Origin of the sequence: Paenibacillus sp. FSL F4-0122, from assembly GCF_038002845.1 — a bacterium.
Taxonomy (GTDB): Bacteria; Bacillota; Bacilli; order Paenibacillales; family Paenibacillaceae; genus Paenibacillus_AQ; species Paenibacillus_AQ odorifer.
In genome coordinates, this window is sequence record NZ_JBBODI010000001.1 from 2809144 (window position 1) to 2831445 (window position 22302).

Consider the following 22302-nt stretch of genomic DNA (forward strand, 5'->3'; position numbering starts at 1 on the left):
GTTTAAAGATGCGGGTTTTTGGATTTGGATCCGGTATGGATATTGATTCAATTGTTAAGGAGATTATGACGGCCAAAAGGGCTCCACTGGATAAGCTTAAACAGCAGAAGCAAACCTTTGAATGGCAGAGAGAAAGTTATCGTGAGATCAATAGCAAACTGGTGGATTTCAAAATAAATAAATTAGCTAAATATAATAAGGGCGAAGAGATGAATCCTCAAAAAGCAGTATTAACTGGAAATAGTACGGCTATCAGTGCGAAGGCGAATGCAGATGCAACACCTGTTCCTATGGAACTGTATGTAGAACAACTTTCTACGCGTACTACGATCACTACTACAGGTATAACAGGTAGTTATGCCAACGGGTATAAATCAAGTACTCTGTTAAGTGCCTTGCCAGGAGGAACAAGTAATGCCGATGCACAAGGCAATTATACATTAACAATTGGTGATGCTGAATTTATCCTTAACAAGGATTATTCAATATCTCAGGTTTTATCGAGAATTAATGCTGATGCAGGTGAAAAAAAAGCGAATGTAGTTGCAAGTTTTGATGAACTGACAGGTAAATTGATTCTCTCTGCAAAAGAATATGGTGACAAACAGATTGGAGCTGTAGGTGGGAATTTATTGAGTTTGTTCAATGCAGCACCTACGGATACATTAAGTATAACTGATGGAAAAAAAGGAATTATACATGTTAAATCTGAAGGTGAAGCTTCCTTTCAAAAAGTGGAATTCAATGGTAATAAAACTAGTATTAACGGAATAAGCATCTCGCTTCTAAGTACTTCAACTGAAGCGACTTCATCTAAAATATCAGTTCAGGTGGAACCTACCAAAGCAATTGAATCAATTAAATCATTTATAAATGACTACAATGAGTTAATTGAATTGATGAATAAAAAAACTAGTGAGAAAACTTATAGAGACTTCCCTCCTCTAACGGATGAACAAAGAAAAGAAATGTCAGAGGATGATATCAAAAACTGGGATGCAAAGGCTAAAAGTGGTCTTCTTAAAAACGATACAATTCTGGCGGCAACGGTCGCAAGTATGCGTGAGATTATTTCTGCAAATTTGGGTGACCTTAGTAAAATGGGAATCGATACTGGTCAGTATTTCGAAGGCGGTAAATTAGTTCTTAAAAGTGAAGATGACCTGAATAAAATATTGGAGAACAATCCTACCTTTGTTACTCAGTTATTTCAAGGTTCGGGTGAGCAAAAAGGTATATTCTCACAAATTTCCACTAAAATTGATGGACAGCTTCAAAAGCTAGTTGACAAAGTTGGTACATCTAAATTTTCAACGAGTGTTACAGATGTGTTTAAAACAAACAGTATTATGGGAGATATGTTGAAGAATTATAATAAACGGATTGATGATATGACTCAACGTATGAATGATCTAGAGACAAGATACTATAAACAGTATGCTGCCATGGAACAAGCAATGAGTAAGTATAATGCACAATCAACAAGCTTGACTAATTTTATATCGGGATAATTTAATCTATAAATATTTATGCGAAATATTGATAAACTTCTGTAAAAGATAGCTACGCTATATATTTAATAAAAAATATTACTACCGAATGCTAGCGTATAAGATGCTGCTTTCGGTTTTTAATTATTATTTTATTGTAAGGGTGGCTCTTAAACTTGGGAAAAGAGATGAATGAATGAAAAGTAACAACGAAACGTTTGGCCAAGTTATTAGCTTAATTATCCCTTTAATAAACCGTACCTATAATAAAATAGCTGAAAATGAATTTGATAATGAAGTTATCGACAACATAAATGTTATTGCAGAGTATGCCGTTATACTTAATAACTCAATGAATGAAGACCATTTCGGAAAAAATTTGACTGATAGTGTCGAAAAGTTTATTGAAACTCTCGTTGATTTAATTGAGGCCTTTAATGATCATAATATCACAAAAGCAAAGGTGATTTTTACAAAGTCCCTGACTCCAAAGGTGGAATTTATGATTAATCTTTTGAAACAGGAAGAAGCTATAATGGAATTAGAAAACGCTTATCCTGGAGTCGGAAATAGTAGGGTTCAAATAGGACCATTTACATATGGGACCCCAGAAGTGAAAAGTTTCGGAGAAAATACGTTTCTGAAAATAGGTAAATTTTGTTCGATTTCGGATAGAGTAACTATATTTTTAGGAGGTGAACATCGGACAGATTGGATCACAACTTATCCTTTTAACGTATTAAGTCAACATTATTCCTATATAGAAGGGCATCCGAGAACTAAAGGCGATGTCACCATTGGTAATGACGTTTGGATTGCATCAGGAGTAACTATACTATCTGGAGTATGTATAGGGGATGGTGCTGTTATAGGTGCATCATCTGTAGTAAGTAAAAATATCCCCCCTTATGCAGTGGTAGCGGGTAATCCTGCAAGGATTATTAAATATAGATTTAAAGAAGATGAAATTAAAAAAATGAATAAATTAAAATGGTGGGATTGGGATGTTAAGGAAATAGCAAATGCAGTTCCACTATTGCAAAGTAATAATATTAATGAATTTATAAAGCGTTATGATCGTTGAAGATAGAAAAATAGCATTCTAGATTTTTCATTTTTTCACTTCTGCTAATGGATTAAAAAGAAATAAACTCTGACCGATATATATAGTTATAGGGATTTTTAGATATGCATAATAAATGGTTAACTTGAAGTTTCACTTGAGGTAGAGAATGGAGAATGGCAATTTATGATGACAAGTATTATCATACTAGCGTATAACCAGCTTGAGTATACTAAGATGTGTATTGAGAGTATAAGGGAATATACAGACCTTAATTCATACGAGTTAATTGTAATTGATAATAATTCTAGTGACGGAACTCGTGATTGGTTAAGAATACAAAGTGATATAAAGTTGATTGAGAATGACAGTAATTTGGGCTTTCCTAAGGGTTGTAATCAAGGAATCGAGATATCGACTGGGGATAATATTCTCTTACTAAATAATGATACTATTGTAACTTACAATTGGTTGGATAATCTATTGGTTGCATTAAATGGAGACCCTTCTGTGGGTGCGGTTAGTTGTGTAACTAATAACTGTTCATATGCACAGAGTGTACCCTATAGTTATGCAAATATAGAAGAAATGCATGAGTTTTCTAAGAATTTTAATACAAATAATCTCGGGGAGTACAACGAGAGAATTAAATTAATCGGATTTTGCTATTTAATTAAAAAATCTGTGATTAATGAAATTGGTATGTTGGATGAACAGTTTTCTCCAGGTAACTTTGAAGATGATGATTTCTCCTTAAGAATTAGAAAAGCCGGATATCGGTTGTTACTTTGCAAAGATACATTTATTCATCATTTTGGGAGTGTTTCTTTTATTGAGGAAAAAGAAAAGTATGCTAAGTTATTAAACAGAAATGCTGTCCTCTTCGAGAAAAAATGGGGATTTAGTCCTCTTTATTCGCAACATATTCGATTTGATGTCTTAAATATGATTCAGGACTCCCCTGATACTGAACTTGTTATTCTGGAAGTAGGCTGCGCATGTGGTGGGACTTTATTGGAGGTGAAAAATCGTTATAAAAATAGTACTGTATTCGGAATCGAGATTAATAAAGAAGCTGCAGAGGTTTCATCATTAATTGCAGATGTCAGTACTGTTAATATCGAGAAGGAAGCCCTTCCTTATCAGGAGAATACATTCGATTATATAATTTTAGCCGATGTACTTGAACATCTTGTTGACCCATGGTCAGTATTGGAAAAGCTGAGGAAATCTCTGAAACCATCTGGACGTATTCTTATTAGTATTCCTAACATCATGCACCATTCTGTTATTCAAGGATTACTAAATGGTTTTTGGACTTACACTGATGCTGGAATATTGGACAAAACTCACATGCGCTTTTTTACTCTTTATGAATTAAAAAAAATGATCATAAGTACGGGGTACAAAATAGATCACTTAAGTGGGAATTCTATCGGTTCATCAAAAGACAGCGAAGATTTTGTTCGGAAATTACTTACAATTAATGACAATGACGCTTTGAAGGATCAATTTAATGTGTATCAATATTTGATTTCTGCTTCTAAGAATAAGGTGTTTGATCTTATAGATTTATTTATTTTAGATGAGGAAGTAAATCTAACACATTGGGAAAAGGTGGATCATTTCTCTGTAGAAGAAGTTATCGAAATAATTGTTACTAAGAACTGGGAAAATGAAATGAAGGAAGAAATATTCAACCAGTTAGGAGCTAAATTTTTTGAAGAAGGAAAATCGGCAAAAGCAATTGCTTTTTTGAAAAATGCATATTATCTAAATAGTAGTAACGCGGAAGTTTTATATAATCTTACTTACGCTTTATCTATGGTAGGGGAAACTTCCTTAGCACATAGTTTTTTAGAAAAATTGAAATTATCAGATGAGATGTTATATAAAGAGTTTCTGAAGGTTCTAATTTAAATGAAGTTACACCGAAGATAATCAGAGTAAAAGAGTTGGCAATTTTAATTCAATTGAGATACTCATCAGATGTTAAGTCGATTTTTGATTGCTTTATTTGATTGCTTTAGTTAATTTTTAGTAAAGGGTGACACAAATGATAAATTCTCCTTATGAAAAATACCGTCAGTCATCGGTAAAAACATCGACCCCCTCACAGTTACTGATTATGTTATTTGATGGAGCGATTAGATTTGTAAGGGCGGGTATGGAAGGAATAGATTCAGTTGACTATCAAAAGACAAACATTAACCTGGGGAAAGCGCAAACAATTGTTAGTGAATTGATGTCGACACTGGATCCTACCTATGACATATCTAAAAGTTTGAATGATCTATACGAATATATAAATCATTTGTTGATTCAAGCTAATGTGAAGAAAGACAAGGTACCTGCAGAAGAGGCGCTACAGTATTTGACTGAGTTTCGAGTAACTTGGTTAGAGGCGTCAAAGCTGGTACCAACACATGAGAAAACCCATGGATAATTGTATCTTAGAGTTAAATAAGATTACTCAAGATATTATCATTAGACTAGATAATTGTTCATATGAAGAATTAACTGATTTCGTCGAACAACGTCAAAATTTGATAGATCAACTCGAACAGCATGTGAAAATACAGTCGATCGGTGTAACCCAGCAGCATCAGTTACGAGAGTTGTTGGAAGCCGATCCTATGATAATTGCAAGAATGCAACAACTTAAAAGTGAGGCAGCTAAGTGGCTTCAACAGAGAGAACAGGCCAAAACCCAACGCAACGCCTATGAGGCCGCCTACACCCCAGACAGTTTTCTTATGGATCGCAAAAAATAATTTATCGGTGTTTCACTATAGGAGTAGACGGGTATTAAATACCGTCTGCTCCTTTTTTTGATCATTGTACCGAATCTATTTCTTGTTTATGGAAAATTTAATAGTTTATTTTACGTGGTAAATTATTGAATGTAAACATTTTCTTTTCCAATTGACAATAAAGAAGTTACGGTGGTATAGTCGAATTGTGAGCAAGACTCACGTTCATCTGATGACGAAGGGAATGTTTAATCAATGGAAGGTAAAGTAAAATGGTTTAACGCAGAAAAAGGTTATGGTTTTATCGAGACTGCAGACGGTGGCGACGTATTCGTACACTTTTCCGCGATTCAAACTGATGGTTTCAAGACATTGGATGAAGGTCAATCCGTAGAATTCGATATCGTTGAAGGTGCACGTGGACCACAAGCAGCTAACGTAATCAAATTATAATCATCCGGCGAAGCCGAACTACATATAAGTAGATGGTTAGCAATTTAGACAGCGCTAGCAGGGATCTTGGAATCTTCCAAGATCCTTTTTTTGTGCGTTCATATGTGTCTAGTATAGCCAATCCTAGTAAAGAAAATAGCCTATTTTGTAAATTCATTTTATGGAAAATGTTAGAACTCTGCAAAAGGTGGGTAATAGATATACGTTGAGCTGTTTATCTTACCTCGACACACACTATGTTAGCCTAGGTTACTACATTCACGAAAAAATTCAATATAGCCTAAGCTATCAAAACAATTAGGAGGGTGATTAGCAGGATGAAGAAGATGTGGCGCGGTCTTATGACCGGAATATTAGGTACTAGTATGTTATTAGGGTCTCTCGGCAGCGTATCTGCTGCAACTGTACCTAAGGATATTCAAGGCCACTGGGCACAAGGTCAGCTGCAGGAATGGCTAGATAGAGGATACCTTGGAGGCTACCCAGATGGAACGGTGAAACCAAACAAAGCAATTACGCGTGGTGAGTATGTGACTATGGTAAATCGCCTGTTAGGGTTTACAACTAAAGCAACAGTAACTTTCAAAGACATGAAGAGCACAAACTGGAATTACAGTGAAGTGGCTAAAGCCGTGGAAGCTGGATATATCGGAGGATACGAGGATAATACGTTCCGTCCTAATAATCCGCTTACAAGAGAAGAGGCAGCTGTAATTACTGCAAAATTACTTAAATTGAGCACCAATACAACTTCGAACAAATTTAAAGACAATGCACAAATTGCAGCATGGGCAAAAGGTGCTGTAGCAGCCGCAGTGGAAAAGAAGATTGTTAACGGTTATCCAGATGGAACCTTCGGTCCTAAGAGATCGTTAACACGTGCCGAGGCTGTAGGTATTATCAATACTTCAGCTATCTATTATCCTGGTAGTGGCACAGGTGGTGGTGTAACACCTACACCAACTCCAACGGCTACTCCGACACCAACAGCTACACCAACCCCAACTGCTGCTCCAGGTGGTAGTACTGGCGGAGGTTCTGGCGGTGGTAACGGTGGCGGAAGTAGCACAGCGCCAACAGTAAGTGGGGCAACCTACGGTAATGTTGGTTCGGTCACAGCGGATGTATACCTGACACCTTCCGTAACTGGTGCAGTATACTATGTTGTAGCTCCTTATAATGCTGATGTAACTGCTCCAACTGCATTGCAGGTGGAAAAAGGACAAATTAGTAACGGGACTGCAAGTGGTATCCATGGTAGTGTTGCGACTGTAGCTAACACAACGGTTACATTCTCTGTTTACGGATTGAATCCTGGTACAGAATATGCAACATATATCACGCTTGCGGATGCAGCTGGTAACTTATCTACTGTAACGACAGTTCGGTTGACTACTGCTCAAGCTACTGCTAGCTCGATTTCGCTTTTTGAGCCGGGACAAGTTAGTACAGTTACAGCAGATGTATATGTTAAATATGGTGTAACAGGTGGCGATACAACCCCAGTTAGATATGTAGTATTGCCGGCAAATGAGAAGGCACCTACTGCAGCGCAGATTGCCTTAGGTCAAAATGGTAGCGGTACTGCATTGGCTGCTCCATGGACTAACACGCTTACGTTTGCTCCTGGTGTAAAGCATACACAGACTTTAACTGGTTTAGCAGCAAATACTGCCTATAAGGTATATGTTATTGCAGGATCGGGTTCTCAATGGTCTCCTGTAGAAATTATTCAAATTCATACCAAATAGCCTGACCTTATGTGATTTCATTCGGAGAATATAAGAGTGGAATCCGTACTATAATAACGACAGGTTTACTTTTGGTCCGGTAGGGCGATTGGTTGCTCTTACCGGACTTGTTTTATTTGTGAACGCTATGACAACATTTGTTATCTAAATGTAAGGGCTGTAAGGAATTGCTTTTTACTTAGCGCTTACAATTTGGTATAATGAAGGTGTAACTAAAGGAGGAGTGGCCATGCAATTCACCATTCGAGGTCAACAAATTGACGTGACCGACGCTTTGAGAGAGTATGTTGATAAGAAGCTCAGCAAACTTGAGAAGTATTTCGAAGCACCCCCTACCTCTGAAGGGTCTGTGACGCTTGGCGTAGTTCGCGGCCTTCATACGGTGGAAGTAACCATTCCGCTTGCTGGCGTGACGCTTCGTGCGGAAGATCGCAGCGATGACATGTATGCTTCCATAGACGCCGTTGTGGACAAGCTGGAACGCCAAATTCGCAAACACAAAACGAAGCTGAACCGTAAGTTCCGTCAAGAGGGACTCAAGACGCTGTTTGTGGATGGAGCTAGTGCCGCTGTTGCTGTAGAAGAACAAGATTATGATGATTTAGAAGTGGTTAGGAACAAACGCTTTACGATGAAGCCGATGGATGTGGAAGAAGCGATTCTTCAAATGAACATGGTAGGACATAATTTCTTTGTGTTTTCCAATATCGACACCTCGGAAGTTAGCGTAGTTTACAAACGTGATGATGGTAAATATGGACTGATTGAACAGGGCTAAGATACGATGATGCCAGTTATGCTCTAAGTATAAAGGGCCTCGAGAGTTAGTCAGGACTTAAGAAATTTAAACCGAGCCCCTATTCGCTTATAGCGAATAGGGCTCTTGTGCGTATATATGAAAAATGTGGCTGTTACACCTTGTATTGCGGCATCTCTTACAAACTGTTACAATTTATGAAGCAGCGGAATCGAATTTATAAATGGCCCTTTCAATTTTGTGAGGATGGGCTCGGTTCCACCATCTGTGTTGCATGAAAGGGGTTAACCATGCTAGGACTTGTAAAGAAAATATTCGGAGACACAAACGATCGTGACGTTAAACGTCTCATGAAGACAGTCGATGTAATTAATGGATTGGAGTCGGAATTTGTAGCACTATCCGATGAAGCTTTAAAAGCTAAGACGGAAGAGTTCCGCGCCCGTATTGAGAAAGGCGAAACCTTGGAAGAAATTCTTCCTGAGGCGTTTGCAACCGTACGTGAAGCTTCCAAACGGACGCTTGGCATGCGGCATTTTGATGTACAATTAATTGGTGGTATGGCTCTGCATGAAGGCCGAATCTCCGAGATGAAGACTGGTGAAGGTAAGACTCTAGTAGGAACATTGCCGGTTTACCTGAATGCTTTGCTTGGTAAAGGCGTACATGTAGTAACGGTCAATGACTATTTGGCTCAGCGCGACAGCGCACAAATGGCACAAATCTATAACTTCCTGGGCATGACGGTTGGGGTTAACCTAAGCGGTATGGACCATGCTGATAAACAAGATGCTTACGCCTGCGATATTACGTATGGCACGAACAACGAATTTGGTTTCGATTATTTGCGTGACAACATGGTGCTTTATAAAGAACAAATGGTTCAGCGCCCTCTTTATTTCTGTATTATTGATGAAGTGGACTCCATTCTTATTGATGAAGCACGTACACCTCTTATCATTTCCGGACAAGCTGAGAAGTCTACTGAATTGTACTTTGCAGCAGACCGTTTTGTGAAAAAGCTTAAAGCTGAAGAAGACTACACAGTTGATATCAAAGTGAAGTCCGTAGCCTTGACTGAAAAAGGTGTAGCTACTGCTGAACGCGCTTTTGGTATTGAGAACTTGTATGATCACAGTCATGTAACCTTGAATCACCATATCGTCCAAGCCCTGAAAGCAAACGTAATTATGCGTCGTGACGTAGACTACGTTGTTAACGAGGGTGAGGTCGTTATTGTTGATGAATTTACGGGACGTTTAATGTCAGGCCGTCGTTATAGTGACGGTTTGCACCAAGCGATTGAAGCGAAGGAAGAAATCGAAGTACAGAATGAGAGCATGACGCTTGCTACGATTACTTTCCAGAACTATTTCCGTATGTATCGCAAATTGGGCGGTATGACAGGTACAGCTAAAACTGAGGAAGAAGAGTTCAAGAAGATTTATGGTCTTGAAGTTCTTCAAGTTCCTACGAATAAACCAAATCAGCGCATAGATATGCCAGATGTCGTCTACAAGAGTGAGAACGGTAAGTTCAACGCTGTTGTGGCAGAAATTGTAGAGCGTCACAAAAAGAACCAACCTGTACTTGTTGGTACAGTATCGATTGAGAATTCAGAGCTCGTATCTGAAATGCTGAAGCGCAAAGGCGTTAGACACCAAGTGCTTAACGCGAAGCATCACGCTGCTGAAGCTGAAATCATTACACATGCAGGTCAGCCAGGTACAGTTACGATTGCTACCAACATGGCAGGTCGTGGTACGGACATCGTTCTGGGCGAAGGTGTGACAGATCTTGGAGGTCTGCATATCATTGGTACAGAGCGTCATGAATCGCGCCGGATTGATAACCAGCTGCGTGGTCGTGCGGGTCGTCAAGGGGACCCAGGTTCTACACAATTCTACTTATCCCTTGGTGATGAGTTGATGAAGCGTTTTGGCGCTGACAACGTTTTGAGTATGATGGATCGCCTTGGGTTTGAGGAAGATCAGCCGATTGAGAGCCGCATGATTACGCGTGCTGTGGAATCTGCTCAGAAACGTGTTGAAGGTAATAACTTTGATATTCGTAAAGTCGTATTGCAATATGATGACGTGATGAATCAACAGCGTGAAATTATTTATAAACAACGCCGTGAGATTCTGGAGTCTGAAAATATTAAAGATATCGTACTTGAAATGATCAAGCCAGTTATTGAACGTATTGTTCACGCACACTGCAGTGACGATATTCCTGAGAACTGGGAGCTGCAAGAAGTTGCTGATTACGTAAACAGCAAGCTGCTTGAAGAAGGTGCTTTGACTCGCGATATTCTGTGGGGCAAGGAAGCAGAAGAGATTATTGAGTACATCTTTGAACGTGTACTTGAGAAATATGCTGCTCGTGAAGAACGCCTGGGTTCAGAATTGGTACGTGAATTCGAGAAGGTAATCGTGCTGCGCTCCGTAGACAGCAAGTGGATGGATCATATCGATGCGATGGATCAATTGCGTCAAGGGATTCACCTACGTGCTTACGGTGGTACTGATCCACTTCGCGAGTATCAATTCGAAGGTTTCGAAATGTTTAATACTATGACGGCTACGATTCAAGAAGAAGTAGCTACTTATATTATGAAGGCTCACATCGAGACAAATCAGGAGCGTCAATCCGTTGTAGAGGAAAATAAAATTTCCACTAACAGCGAACCTGCTGAGAAACGTCCGGTACATGTTGAGGCGGCAGCTGGTCGTAATGATCTTTGCCCTTGCGGAAGCGGCAAGAAGTACAAGAACTGCCACGGTCAAAACGCATAAGACAAACGTTTAGTAGCGCTCATATTCAGGTGTTGAAGATGTAAGTCTTTAACCCTGATCTCTATGGGTATACTAACCATAAAGAGCGGCTGGGCCCGGGGGTATCCCCCGTTTACGGCCCAGTCGCTTTTTTGGATATCTAGCACTTGAGTGAATGTGGAATGGAGAGAAGGTTTGGAACTGGAGAAACGGAGTGTTCGCCTTTGTTTCGGGATTCCAACCGCTATGCGGTTATCAATTCAAGGAATCTGGAAACAACAGCGATCGGAAGTCCAATCCTTCTCGGAATGGCTGAACATTCACTCATTACTAACTTTCCAATAGCGAGGACCGTAACAACCTATTTTGAAAGGTGAAGTGACCATATGATTGAAGCTAATGTAAAGCAGGATCTGCGTGAAATAGGCAAGAAACTAACTGACCTTAGGGGGTCTCTTTGACTTAGATCTTAAGCAAGAGATGATCTCGAACTTTGAAGAAAAAATGGCTGCTCCAGGCTTCTGGGATAATCCAGAGCAGGCACAGAGCGTGATCGGCGAGATGAATGCCGTGAAATCGTCCGTGGATCAATACGAGAAGCTGCAACAAGAATACGACGATGCTGCGATGATGGCAGAGCTTGCGGATGAAGAGGGCGATGAAGGTCTTGCAGCAGAGATTGGGGAGACGATCAGCAGTTTAGGCAGCAAAGTGGATGAATTCGAGCTGCAATTGCTACTTAACCAGCCGTATGACAAGCTGAATGCTATTCTTGAGCTCCATCCGGGTGCGGGCGGTACGGAATCCCAAGACTGGGGCCAGATGCTGCTGCGGATGTATACCCGTTGGGCTGAAAAACGTGGATTCAAGGTTGAGGTGCTGGACTACTTACCGGGTGATGAAGCGGGAATTAAGAGTGTTACACTACTTATTAAAGGCTTCAACGCCTACGGATATCTGAAAGCTGAAAAAGGTGTACATCGGCTAGTACGGATTTCTCCGTTTGACTCTTCGGGCAGAAGGCATACTTCTTTTGTATCCTGTGATGTCGTTCCGGAAATTGCCGATGATGTAGACGTTGAAATTCGTACTGAGGATTTGAAGATCGATACGTATCGGGCGAGCGGCGCCGGTGGACAGCATATCAATACCACAGACTCTGCGGTGCGGATTACTCACTTACCTACGGGTGTGGTGGTAACCTGTCAGAACGAACGTTCACAGATCAAAAACCGCGAACAAGCGATGAAAATGCTGCGTTCCAAGCTATATGAGCGCAAACTGCAAGAGCAGCAGCAGCATTTGGATGAGATTCGCGGTGAGCAATCCGATATTGCTTGGGGCAGTCAGATCCGTTCCTATGTATTCCATCCGTATAACATGGTTAAGGATCACCGTACTTCCGTGGAAACGGGGAATGTGGGTTCTGTTATGGACGGAGATATTGATGTATTCATTGATGGTTACCTGCGTAGCCAGATCAAGATTGAGGCAGAATAAAAGAGAGAGTTTCGGGGGAAACGGATACCATTCATGGATTAGGATGGGATGGCCGTTTCTTCTTTCGTAGAGCAAGATGACACTTTAAGGAGAGCCTTTGAAATGCAAAAAGTCAATTCACGTAATAAACCCCCACTGATTCCTCTGAATGGGCCACTCCGACATGTGGTGGATACGATGTTAATTTTGCTCGGATCGCTAGTTACAGCGCTGGGGTTTAATCTTTTTTTTCTGCCTAATCATATTGCTTCTGGTGGTGTATCCGGTCTGTCGGTATTGGCTGAAGCTTGGTTTGGGGCTGAACCGGCATTTACGCAATGGGCGCTTAATATTCCGTTGTTTGTACTCGGGGTAATCTTCTTGGGTAAACAATACGGAGTTCGCTCGCTGCTTGGGAGCTTTGTGTTGCCGCTCTTTATCTTGTTGACAAAAGATTTGCCTGCACCTACCACCAATCCACTCTTAGCTTCCATTTATGGCGGTATCTGTGTGGGGGTGGGGTTAGGTCTTGTGTTCCGCGGACGGGGCTCGACAGGTGGACTTACTATTTTGGCGCAGATTATTCAAAAGATATCCGGTCTCAGCTTCTCGATTTCCGTAGTGCTGCTGGACGGGACGGTCATTGTGCTGGCTGCTTTTATACTCGGTATGGAACAAGCACTATATGCACTGATCGGTCTGTTTGTTACAGGTAAGGCCATTAATGCGATAGAGGTAGGCTTCCGTTATACAAAGGTGGCTTACATAATCTCGGACAAGACGGAAGAAATATCTGAGGCGATTTTGAATGATCTGGATCGGGGTCTGACGAAGCTGGATGCACATGGCGGTTATACTGGTGATGAGCGTACGGTGTTGATGGTTGTAGTAGGCCAGAATGAGGTTTCCAGATTAAAAGCGATTGTTCAATCGGTAGATACTAGTGCTTTTGTGATTATAACTGAGGCGCATGAGGTGCTGGGTGAAGGGTTTAAAAGAGAAGTGTAATTTCTCCTCAAGGAGAAGCTATGCTTCTCTTTTTTTGTAAATACAATTATATTTAGGAATAAAGAAAGTTAACACTATGTGTTGTATTTATATTAATTGAGTCGTATAATAATACATATTTCTAAGACGGTATGCATTATATTATTTATTATAATTCATGATAAGCAGGAAGTGGGGATGACAGTGGAAGGCAAGCTGAGAGCGGCGATTGTTGGATCAACGGGTTATGGGGGCGTAGAGCTGATTCGGCTGCTACAAAGTCATCCTAAGGTAGAGATTACTTCGGTAATTTCCTCATCAAGTGCAGGGGATGCTATAGAGGAAGGTTTTCCGCATTTGACGGGTATCATTGATCGAAGGCTGGATGGCGTTGACCCGGCTCAGATGGCTGAGCGGGCGGATGTGGTATTTACGGCGACGCCGTCGGGTGTGAGCGCAAAGCTGGTACCGCAGCTGCTGGAAGCTGGACTTAAGGTCGTGGATCTGTCCGGTGATTTCCGATTAAAGGATGGTGCAGAGTATGAGCACTGGTATAAACATCCCGCTCCGGCTGATGAATATCTAGAGCAGGCTGTATACGGACTTTGCGAGGTGTTTGGAGAGCGTGCGGCTGGGGTTGATTTTATATCTAATCCAGGCTGTTATCCTACTGCTACACTTCTTGGACTAATTCCTGCAATTCAGGCAGGTTGGATTAAGCATGACAGTATTATTATTGATGCGAAATCAGGAGTTACTGGAGCAGGACGCGGAACAAGCCTGATGGTGCACTACTCAGAGATTAATGAGAACTTTAAAGCTTATAAAATCAATAAGCATCAACATATACCAGAAATTGAGCAGACACTAACAGAGGTTGCTGGAGAAAAGGTAACGGTAACGTTCACCACACATCTCGTGCCGATGAGCCGGGGAATTATGAGTACGATGTATGCAGGGATGACGGACAATTATACGGAGCAGGATTTTGTGAATTTATACCGTGAATATTATGCGGGCCGGCCATATGTGCGGGTGCGTGATGTAGGTGTGATTCCGGCGACAAAAGAAGTTAGCGGCTCTAATTATTGTGATATCGGATTTGCAACAGATACTCGTACAGGGCGGGTGACCATAGTCTCCGTCATTGATAATGTTGTAAAAGGTGCGGCAGGGCAGGCAATACAGAACCTTAATTTGATGATGGGATGGGAGGAAACCCTTGGCCTCGGCTACACACCTGTGTATCCATAAGGATCAGCGGTACAAATAATATGAGCGAGATTGAGTTATTTACCACCTTGGAGGGTGGAAGCATCACTTCACCTAAGGGTTTTAAGTCCGGAGGATTGCATTGTGGATTGAAAAAAACAGATCGCAACGATCTCGGAGTGATTCTGTGTGAAGTTCCGGCAACGGCTGCGGCTGTGTATACGACGAATGTTTTTCAGGCGGCTCCGCTGAAAGTGACTCGGGAAAGCCTTTCGAACGGAGTATTGCAGGCGGTTATCGTGAACAGCGGGAATGCCAATGCCTGCACAGGCGAACAAGGTGAAGCAGATGCTTATGAGATGCGCGCTGCTGCGGCTAAGCATTTAGGTGTGGCCGTTAATGATGTGGCAGTTGCTTCGACTGGAGTTATCGGTGAACTGTTGAAGATGGATTGCGTACGTAGCGGAATTACTGCAATACCAGAGAAGCTGGACGGAGGAGCTATTGGCGCGGAAGAATTCTGCCAAGCTATACTTACCACTGATTTAGTTAAAAAAGAGATCGCCGTGAAGGTGCTCATTGGCGGTGTAGAAGTTACAATTGCCGGAGCTGCAAAGGGCTCAGGGATGATCCATCCTAACATGGCTACCATGCTTGGCTTTATGACCACGGATGCTGATATTGCAGCGGAGGATTTACTTAGTCTTTTACGTTCAGCTACGAATGTTACTTTTAATATGATTACAGTCGATGGAGATACTAGCACCAATGATATGTTAGTGTCGATGGCGAGTGGGCTTGCCGGTAATGAGAAGCTGACACGGCTGCATCCGGATTGGGACGCTTTTGCTGCTGGATTCACTTATGTGTGCCAGACGCTTGCCAAAGCGATTGCTCGAGATGGCGAAGGTGCAACTCACCTGATTGAGGTTCAAGTGAATGGTGCTGTTCATGATGAGGCGGCGGCAGCGATTGCCAAGACAGTGGTTGGTTCTAGTCTAGTGAAATCTGCTATTTTTGGAGCGGATGCGAACTGGGGGCGGATTATTGCTGCGGTTGGACGCGCGGGTGTTCCGGTATCGCCGGAGCATGTGAATATTTCGTTAGGGGATATTGAGGTGCTTTTGCACTCGAAGCCAATTGCTTTTGACGAGGAAAAGGCTTTGGCCTATTTGCAAAAAAGTGAAACTGTGCTGATCACTGTAGATCTGCATGATGGAAGCGGAAAAGCAACGGCTTGGGGCTGTGACCTAACTTACGATTATGTGCGTATTAACGCCGCATATCGCACTTGATTTATGGCGTGTTAAGCCCATAAGGGAAGGATATCGATTATATGACGCTAAATAGCGAGCTTGAACTTATAGATGCTTTAGATGGTAGTGGATTGTTTGTAATGAAATGCGGCGGCAGTACGCTTGCGGCTCTACCTGATTCTTTTTTTGAGGATTTGCGAGATTTGCAGGAGGAGGGCATTCAGCCAGTAATTGTTCATGGTGGAGGGCCAGCCATTTCCGAGAATCTAGCGAAACTGGGCATTGAAAGCAGCTTTGTGAATGGCCTGCGAGTAACCACCGAGGAAGTACTAGATGTTGTAGAGATGACGCTGGCAGGGAGTATAAACAAGGCGATTGTCCGGCGAATTCAAGGGAGCGGCGGTCTAGCTCTGGGGCTTTCGGGCATCGATGGCAATATGATTATTGCTAAACCAGTGGCGAACAGCGCCGAAGTAGGTTTGGTAGGAGAAGTAACGGAAGTTAAGGCTGAGATCATAACTGGTATTGTTGGGATGGGTTATATTCCTGTCATTGCACCTATCGGAGTAGATGCAGCAGGTCAGCGCTACAATATTAACGCAGATACGGCAGCAGGGGCAGTTGCTTCCTATGTGGAGTCTCCCAAAATGATCGTCGTCACAGATGTGCCAGGCATCATGAGTACAGTGGAAGGTGAAAAGATTGTGCTTCCCTCCGTTACTGTACAGGAAATCGAAGCCTTGATCGAAAGTGGGGAAATCTACGGTGGCATGATCCCCAAAGTGCGGGCAGCTATCGATTGCATTCAGGGCAGCGTATCAGAGGTTATCATTGTGGATGGAAAAGAACCACGGGTGCTTAGTCGAGTACTGCAAGGTGAAGCGATAGGTACACGTATTATTCGTTCGTAGAATCATAGATGAATACAAATTAGAGGCGCAGCCTGTTCACAGGAGCAGCCGATGGGAGAGTGACTTAGAATGAGCAAGCTTACACAAGCGGAGTTGGATTCGCAAGCAGGGGCACAGCAGACCGATACAGTAGGATCAGGTACACCGGATGTTGCAACAAGCAAGCTGAGTGCAGTGTTCCCTTCTTACGCCAGATATGATATCAGCCTAGTTAAAGGCAAGGGTACCTGGGTATGGGATGATAAAGGCAATAAGTATCTGGATTTCACCAGTGGATTGGCTGTGACCAGTCTAGGTCATGCTCCTGAAAAAGTCGGCGCTAAGCTGAAGGATCAGATTGATACGCTCTGGCATGTCTCGAATCTGTTCCATATTCCGGGACAAGATAAAGTTGCCAACCTTCTGACAGAGAATAGCTGCGCTGATCAAGTGTTTTTCTGCAATAGCGGGGCAGAAGCGAATGAGGCTGCTATTAAGCTGGCCCGCCGTTACCATCAGAAGATTAAAGGTGTCGACCGTTATGAGGTTATCACATTCGAACAATCCTTCCATGGACGCACACTGGCAACACTAACAGCTACAGGCCAGCAAAAGGTAAAAGAAGGCTTCCTGCCGCTTCCAGCAGGTTTCAAGACCGTACCCTTGCATGATCTCCCAGCGTTAGAAGCTGCTATCGGAGATCATACAGCTGCTATCATGCTGGAGATGGTACTTGCAGAGGGTGGCGTGCTTGAGGTAGAACCTGAGTTCTTGAACGCTGTAGTGGCCTTGTGTAAGAAACACGGATTGCTTCTGATTGTAGATGAAGTACAGACAGGTATGGGACGTACAGGCAAGCTGTTCGCTCATCAGCATTATGGAATTGAACCGGATATTTTCACCTTGGCTAAGGGGATTGCTAGTGGGTTCCCGGCAGGTTTAATGCTTGGCAAAGGATATTTGCGTGAAGCCTTCTCAGCGGGCAGCCATGCGTCCACCTTCGGGGGAACACCGCTAGCAACAGCTGTTATGGCAGCGACGATTGAGACAATGCTGGAAGATGAACTTCCACAGCGCGCCGAAGATATGGGTAAGTACCTGACAGGTCTTTTGAAAGAGAAGCTGGCGGATTGTTCTTTTGTGAAGGATATCCGTGGTAAAGGGCTGTTGATCGGGATTGAATGTCAATCCCCAGTGGGCGATATTGTACTGGCTGGACAAAAGAAAGGTCTGTTGTTCGTGACAGCCGGTCCTAATGTTCTTCGTCTGCTGCCTAATCTATATGTAAGCAAAGAGGAGATCGACCAAGCGGTGGACATCCTATGCGAACTCATTCATACTTATGCTAAACAAGCAAACGGGGAGGTAAGCTCATGAGTCAGGGCGTACAGAGTAACAAGCACACCATTGCGCAGCAACTGAAAGGCCGTGATTTACTGGAGCTGAACGATTACAGCCCGGAGGAAATTACGTATCTGATTGAATCGGCGATTGAGCTGAAGAAGAAGCAGAAAAATGGCGAAGAATTTCAGCCGCTGAAGGGGAAAACGATTGGTCTTATTTTTGAAAAATCCTCTACACGTACGCGTGTGTCGTTTGAAGTTGGAATGTATCAGCTGGGAGGGCATGCCCTATTCTTGAGCAAAAATGATATCCAGCTTGGACGCGGAGAAACCGTTGGAGATACAGCGCAAGTAATGTCGCGTTATCTCGACGGGATTATGATCCGTACCTTCGGCCATGACAAGGTTGAAGATCTCGCTCGTTATGCTTCTATTCCCGTAATCAACGGTCTTAGTGACCTGGCACATCCTTGCCAAGTGCTGGCGGATTATCAAACGATTTATGAGCACAAAGGAAAGCTCAAAGGCCTGAAGCTGGCTTACATCGGCGATGGCAACAATATGGCGCATTCCTTAATGATTGGCGGAGCTAAGCTGGGCGTGGACGTATCTATCGCCGGACCGGAAGGTTATGAGCCAGATGCAGCGGTTGTCGCAGAAGCTCGTGAGATCGCTAAAGAAACCGGAGCGAAGATTGTGGTCACTCGCAGCCCGCAAGAAGCTGTACAAGACGCTGACGTCATCTATACAGATGTATGGGCGAGTATGGGCTTCGAGGAGGAGCAAAAGGCACGTGAAGCGGCATTCAAGGACTATCAGGTCAATGAGGAGCTTGTAAAAGGCGCTAAGAGCGATTATCTCTTCCTGCACTGTCTGCCAGCCCACCGTGAGGAAGAGGTCAGCACAGGCGTAATTGACGGCCCTAACTCGGTGATCTTTGATCAGGCTGAGAACCGCCTGCATGCGCAAAAAGCTTTAATGGCTGCGTTGATGAGTTAAGGAATTATAGATAATTAGGATTGAACTTATATTGGTCTAAGATTATATAAAATACTATATAAGATGAACTTAATAAGTAGCGCTGGAATTCCGGTGCGGAGCAATGAAGTGAAAGTTTGGAACTGTAGGAGCGTTAGCGTTCGCCTTTATAATCAGATTTCATCTGCGAAGGCAGACTACAATCATAGAAATCTGATTATAACAGCGACCGGAAGTCCAAACATTTCACGTAGTTGCGCTTTATCACCGGAGTTCTATAAGCGCATTTAAGCGAATCTTATACCCCCCACACGAAAGGAAGTTGCCACACCATGGCTAAAGAAAAAATTGTACTCGCCTATTCCGGCGGATTGGATACATCCGTTATTTTGAAATGGCTTAAAGAAACATATGACGCGGAGATCATCGCCTTCACAGCCGATATCGGCCAAAAAGAAGAGCTCGACGGTCTGGAGGAAAAAGCACTTGCTACTGGCGCATCGAAAGTATACATCGACGATCTGCGCGATGAGTTCGCTAGCGATTTCATCTACCCGATGTTCCAATCTGGCGCACTTTATGAAGGCCAATACTTGCTCGGAACTAGTATTGCTCGTCCATTGATCGCTAAGCGCATGGTAGATATCGCCATCGCTGAAGGCGCAACGGCTATCGCGCACGGCGCGACAGGCAAAGGGAACGACCAAGTCCGTTTTGAGCTTGGCGTAGCTGCATTGGCTCCGAACATCAAGGTGATCGCACCTTGGCGTCTAGAAGAGTTCCGCAATCAATTCCCAGGTCGTGCGGAAATGATCGCTTATGCGGAAGCTAATGACATTCCGGTACAAGCCTCTGCGGCGAAGCCGTATTCGATGGACCGTAACCTGCTGCATATCAGCTATGAGAGCGGCGTATTGGAAGATCCTTGGTTCGATCCAAGTGCACCAGAGAACAAAGGAATGTTCCTGCTGAGCAACGCTCCTGAGGATGCTCCAGATGAAGCGGAATATTTGGAGCTCGAATTCGTTAAGGGAGACTGCGTAGCCCTGAATGGTGAATCCTTATCCCCACTTCAAGTTATGGAGAAACTGAATGATCTAGGTGGTAAACACGGCATCGGACGTGTAGATATGGTTGAGAACCGTTTTGTCGGCATGAAGAGCCGTGGGGTGTATGAGACTCCAGGTGGAACGATCCTCTTTGTCGCTCATCGCAAAATGGAGTCCATCACGATGGACCGTGAAGTTATGAACCTGCGTGACAGCCTGATCACCCGTTACAGCACTTTGGTGTATAACGGTTTCTGGTTCGCTCCAGAGCGTATTGCACTGCAGGCTCTTGTGACGCAAAGCCAACAAAATGTAACGGGTACTGTTCGTCTTAAACTGTACAAAGGCAATATCATCGGCGCTGGAGTGAAGAGCCCAGTCAGCCTGTACAATCCTGAGATTGCAACAATGGAAGCTGATCCTACACAAGCTTATGATCAAGGGGATGCTACTGGTTTTATCCACTTGAACGCATTGCGCCTTAAGGTTTCTACAGGTGTAAATGGAGCTTCTAAATAGTACGATAACATAAACTTAAACGGGCAACCCCGAAGGCCGTTCCTCCCGTCAGGATAGGAGCGGCCCTCTGGCGTCCAAGAGGAGGAAACAACAGGTGAGCAAGCTTTGGGGCGGACGGTTTACTAAAGGAACAAACAAGCTGGTGGAGGAATATACGGCTTCCATTGGCTTTGATAAGGCTTTGGCCAAAGAGGATGTGCAAGGCAGTCTGGCACATGTCACGATGCTGGGCAAATGCGGAATCCTTCCACAAGAAGACGTGGAAACAATCAAACAAGGTCTGAACAAAGTGCTGGACAAGGTTAATGCTGGAGAGGTTGTTTTCTCAGTATCGGATGAAGACATCCATATGAATATTGAAAAACATCTGATCGAGGAAATCGGTCCAGTTGGCGGTAAGCTGCACACAGGACGTAGCCGTAACGATCAAGTGGCGACGGACATGCACCTTTACTTACGTGGCCGTGTAGTTGAGCTAGTTAGTTTGCTGCATGAGCTGCAGGAAGCTTTGATCGAACAAGCAAAAGACAATGTGGAGACCATTATCCCTGGTTATACGCATTTGCAACGGGCACAGCCGATCCTGTTTGCTCATCACTTGCTGGCTTACGTATCGATGTTCCGCCGCGATGCAGAACGTCTGACGGACAGCTACAAACGGATCAACGTGCTGCCACTCGGAGCAGGAGCGCTTGCTGGAACGACCTTCCCGATTGACCGTCATTTTGTAGCAGAACAACTGGGTTTTGACAGTGTGTATGAGAACAGTCTGGATGCTGTCAGCGACCGCGATTTCATCGTGGAGTTCTTGGCGAATGCTTCCCTTATCATGACACATCTATCCAGACTCAGTGAGGAACTGGTCCTGTGGAGCAGCACAGAGTTCAGCTTTGTAGAACTGGATGATGCTTTCTGCACAGGCAGCAGCATTATGCCGCAGAAGAAGAACCCTGACGTACCAGAACTGGTACGGGGCAAAACAGGCCGTGTTTACGGCAACCTGATTGGCTTACTGACGGTGCTGAAATCATTGCCACTGGCGTACAACAAGGATATGCAGGAAGACAAAGAAGGCATGTTCGATACGGTTACTACGCTGACTGGTGCACTACAATTGTTCGCGCCGATGATCTCCACTATGAAGGTGAACAAAGGTCGTATGCGTGAAGCGGTGAACACGGATTTCTCGAATGCAACGGATATCGCTGACTTCTTGGTAGGCAAGGGGCTTCCTTTCCGCCAAGCGCATGAGGTAATCGGGAAAACGGTACTCTACTGCATCAACGAAGGCAAATTCTTGTTGGATTTGACCCTGGAAGAGTTCAAGCAATTCTCACCGCTCTTCGACGAGAATATCTATGCTGTTCTTCAACCGGAGGCTGTAGTTAACGCTCGTAACGTTTATGGCGGCACAGCAACCGTTCAGGTGAAGGCTGCAATTGAACGGGCGGAGCTGGCATTGCACGAAGCTAATGAATGGGTTGTACAACACGGGGATGCTATATTGTAAACCGTATCCATATCAAATCTCGCCTCAGTCCTTTA

The 22302-nt window shown here is 43.4% G+C and carries 18 protein-coding genes; all 18 read left to right on the forward strand.

Features of this window, described 5'->3' with window-relative positions:
- Positions 1 to 8 precede the first annotated feature (8 nt).
- The 18 genes from fliD to argH all read left to right on the forward strand — a co-directional run bounded on the left by fliD (position 9) and on the right by argH (position 22267).
- Complete coding sequence (fliD, locus tag MHH49_RS11995; RefSeq protein WP_326058504.1) at positions 9 to 1511, forward strand: flagellar filament capping protein FliD; 1503 nt, start codon at positions 9 to 11, stop codon at positions 1509 to 1511.
- Between the two features lie 514 nt (positions 1512 to 2025).
- The gene (locus MHH49_RS12000) at positions 2026 to 2574 is read left to right on the forward strand and encodes a CatB-related O-acetyltransferase (RefSeq protein ID WP_076220649.1); all 549 of its coding nucleotides are present in this window, start codon (positions 2026 to 2028) and stop codon (positions 2572 to 2574) included.
- 165 nt (positions 2575 to 2739) lie between these two features.
- Entirely contained in the window at positions 2740 to 4473 is a 1734-nt protein-coding gene (locus tag MHH49_RS12005) for a bifunctional glycosyltransferase family 2 protein/class I SAM-dependent methyltransferase (RefSeq protein WP_341138155.1), read from the forward strand.
- A gap of 136 nt (positions 4474 to 4609) precedes the next feature.
- Positions 4610 to 4999 carry a flagellar export chaperone FliS gene (gene fliS / locus MHH49_RS12010; protein ID WP_036678499.1) on the forward strand — a complete coding sequence of 130 codons (390 nt, stop codon included), beginning with the start codon at positions 4610 to 4612 and terminating at the stop codon, positions 4997 to 4999.
- Complete coding sequence (locus tag MHH49_RS12015; protein WP_244886401.1) at positions 4980 to 5327, forward strand: hypothetical protein; 348 nt, start codon at positions 4980 to 4982, stop codon at positions 5325 to 5327. The genes fliS and MHH49_RS12015 overlap by 20 nt, the downstream gene beginning before the upstream one ends.
- Positions 5328 to 5561: 234 nt before the next feature.
- On the forward strand, positions 5562 to 5759 hold the full coding sequence (locus MHH49_RS12020) for a cold shock domain-containing protein (protein ID WP_019915069.1): 198 nt from the start codon (positions 5562 to 5564) through the stop codon (positions 5757 to 5759).
- Between the two features lie 317 nt (positions 5760 to 6076).
- On the forward strand, positions 6077 to 7510 hold the full coding sequence (locus MHH49_RS12025; protein WP_341138156.1) for an S-layer homology domain-containing protein: 1434 nt from the start codon (positions 6077 to 6079) through the stop codon (positions 7508 to 7510).
- A gap of 229 nt (positions 7511 to 7739) precedes the next feature.
- Positions 7740 to 8288 (forward strand): ribosome hibernation-promoting factor, HPF/YfiA family, encoded by a 549-nt coding sequence (hpf, locus tag MHH49_RS12030; protein WP_036678506.1) that lies wholly within the window; start codon positions 7740 to 7742, stop codon positions 8286 to 8288.
- 269 nt (positions 8289 to 8557) lie between these two features.
- Positions 8558 to 11065 (forward strand): preprotein translocase subunit SecA, encoded by a 2508-nt coding sequence (gene secA / locus MHH49_RS12035; protein ID WP_341138157.1) that lies wholly within the window; start codon positions 8558 to 8560, stop codon positions 11063 to 11065.
- A gap of 365 nt (positions 11066 to 11430) precedes the next feature.
- Positions 11431 to 12544 (forward strand): peptide chain release factor 2 gene (gene prfB, locus MHH49_RS12040; protein ID WP_341138158.1). Its coding sequence is split into 2 segments (ribosomal slippage): positions 11431 to 11502 and positions 11504 to 12544, totalling 1113 coding nucleotides; the frame shifts between segments, so codons are not numbered across the junction.
- 102 nt (positions 12545 to 12646) lie between these two features.
- Entirely contained in the window at positions 12647 to 13531 is an 885-nt protein-coding gene (locus MHH49_RS12045) for a YitT family protein (RefSeq protein WP_036678511.1), read from the forward strand.
- 177 nt (positions 13532 to 13708) lie between these two features.
- Positions 13709 to 14764: an N-acetyl-gamma-glutamyl-phosphate reductase gene (gene argC / locus MHH49_RS12050; protein ID WP_076099671.1), complete on the forward strand. Its 1056-nt coding sequence runs from the start codon at positions 13709 to 13711 to the stop codon at positions 14762 to 14764.
- Between the two features lie 20 nt (positions 14765 to 14784).
- The gene (gene argJ / locus MHH49_RS12055; RefSeq protein ID WP_341138159.1) at positions 14785 to 16017 is read left to right on the forward strand and encodes a bifunctional ornithine acetyltransferase/N-acetylglutamate synthase; all 1233 of its coding nucleotides are present in this window, start codon (positions 14785 to 14787) and stop codon (positions 16015 to 16017) included.
- A 41-nt stretch (positions 16018 to 16058) separates the two neighbouring features.
- Positions 16059 to 16889 (forward strand): acetylglutamate kinase, encoded by an 831-nt coding sequence (argB, locus tag MHH49_RS12060; RefSeq protein WP_076205654.1) that lies wholly within the window; start codon positions 16059 to 16061, stop codon positions 16887 to 16889.
- Positions 16890 to 16958: 69 nt separating this feature from the next.
- The gene (locus tag MHH49_RS12065) at positions 16959 to 18245 is read left to right on the forward strand and encodes an acetylornithine transaminase (protein WP_341138160.1); all 1287 of its coding nucleotides are present in this window, start codon (positions 16959 to 16961) and stop codon (positions 18243 to 18245) included.
- Positions 18242 to 19210 (forward strand): ornithine carbamoyltransferase, encoded by a 969-nt coding sequence (gene argF, locus MHH49_RS12070; RefSeq protein ID WP_076144657.1) that lies wholly within the window; start codon positions 18242 to 18244, stop codon positions 19208 to 19210. The genes MHH49_RS12065 and argF overlap by 4 nt, the downstream gene beginning before the upstream one ends.
- A 311-nt stretch (positions 19211 to 19521) precedes the next feature.
- On the forward strand, positions 19522 to 20757 hold the full coding sequence (locus MHH49_RS12075; RefSeq protein WP_036678522.1) for an argininosuccinate synthase: 1236 nt from the start codon (positions 19522 to 19524) through the stop codon (positions 20755 to 20757).
- 94 nt (positions 20758 to 20851) lie between these two features.
- Positions 20852 to 22267 (forward strand): argininosuccinate lyase, encoded by a 1416-nt coding sequence (gene argH, locus MHH49_RS12080; RefSeq protein ID WP_036678523.1) that lies wholly within the window; start codon positions 20852 to 20854, stop codon positions 22265 to 22267.
- Positions 22268 to 22302: the final 35 nt, after the last annotated feature.

Coding starts and splice junctions, on each gene's coding strand:
- fliD (WP_326058504.1), top strand. CDS start 9: ATGCGGGTTTTTGGATTTGGATCCGGTATGGATATTGATTCAATTGTT.
- MHH49_RS12000 (WP_076220649.1), top strand. CDS start 2,026: ATGGAATTAGAAAACGCTTATCCTGGAGTCGGAAATAGTAGGGTTCAA.
- MHH49_RS12005 (WP_341138155.1), top strand. CDS start 2,740: ATGATGACAAGTATTATCATACTAGCGTATAACCAGCTTGAGTATACT.
- fliS (WP_036678499.1), top strand. CDS start 4,610: ATGATAAATTCTCCTTATGAAAAATACCGTCAGTCATCGGTAAAAACA.
- MHH49_RS12015 (WP_244886401.1), top strand. CDS start 4,980: ATGAGAAAACCCATGGATAATTGTATCTTAGAGTTAAATAAGATTACT.
- MHH49_RS12020 (WP_019915069.1), top strand. CDS start 5,562: ATGGAAGGTAAAGTAAAATGGTTTAACGCAGAAAAAGGTTATGGTTTT.
- MHH49_RS12025 (WP_341138156.1), top strand. CDS start 6,077: ATGAAGAAGATGTGGCGCGGTCTTATGACCGGAATATTAGGTACTAGT.
- hpf (WP_036678506.1), top strand. CDS start 7,740: ATGCAATTCACCATTCGAGGTCAACAAATTGACGTGACCGACGCTTTG.
- secA (WP_341138157.1), top strand. CDS start 8,558: ATGCTAGGACTTGTAAAGAAAATATTCGGAGACACAAACGATCGTGAC.
- MHH49_RS12045 (WP_036678511.1), top strand. CDS start 12,647: ATGCAAAAAGTCAATTCACGTAATAAACCCCCACTGATTCCTCTGAAT.
- argC (WP_076099671.1), top strand. CDS start 13,709: ATGACAGTGGAAGGCAAGCTGAGAGCGGCGATTGTTGGATCAACGGGT.
- argJ (WP_341138159.1), top strand. CDS start 14,785: ATGAGCGAGATTGAGTTATTTACCACCTTGGAGGGTGGAAGCATCACT.
- argB (WP_076205654.1), top strand. CDS start 16,059: ATGACGCTAAATAGCGAGCTTGAACTTATAGATGCTTTAGATGGTAGT.
- MHH49_RS12065 (WP_341138160.1), top strand. CDS start 16,959: ATGAGCAAGCTTACACAAGCGGAGTTGGATTCGCAAGCAGGGGCACAG.
- argF (WP_076144657.1), top strand. CDS start 18,242: ATGAGTCAGGGCGTACAGAGTAACAAGCACACCATTGCGCAGCAACTG.
- MHH49_RS12075 (WP_036678522.1), top strand. CDS start 19,522: ATGGCTAAAGAAAAAATTGTACTCGCCTATTCCGGCGGATTGGATACA.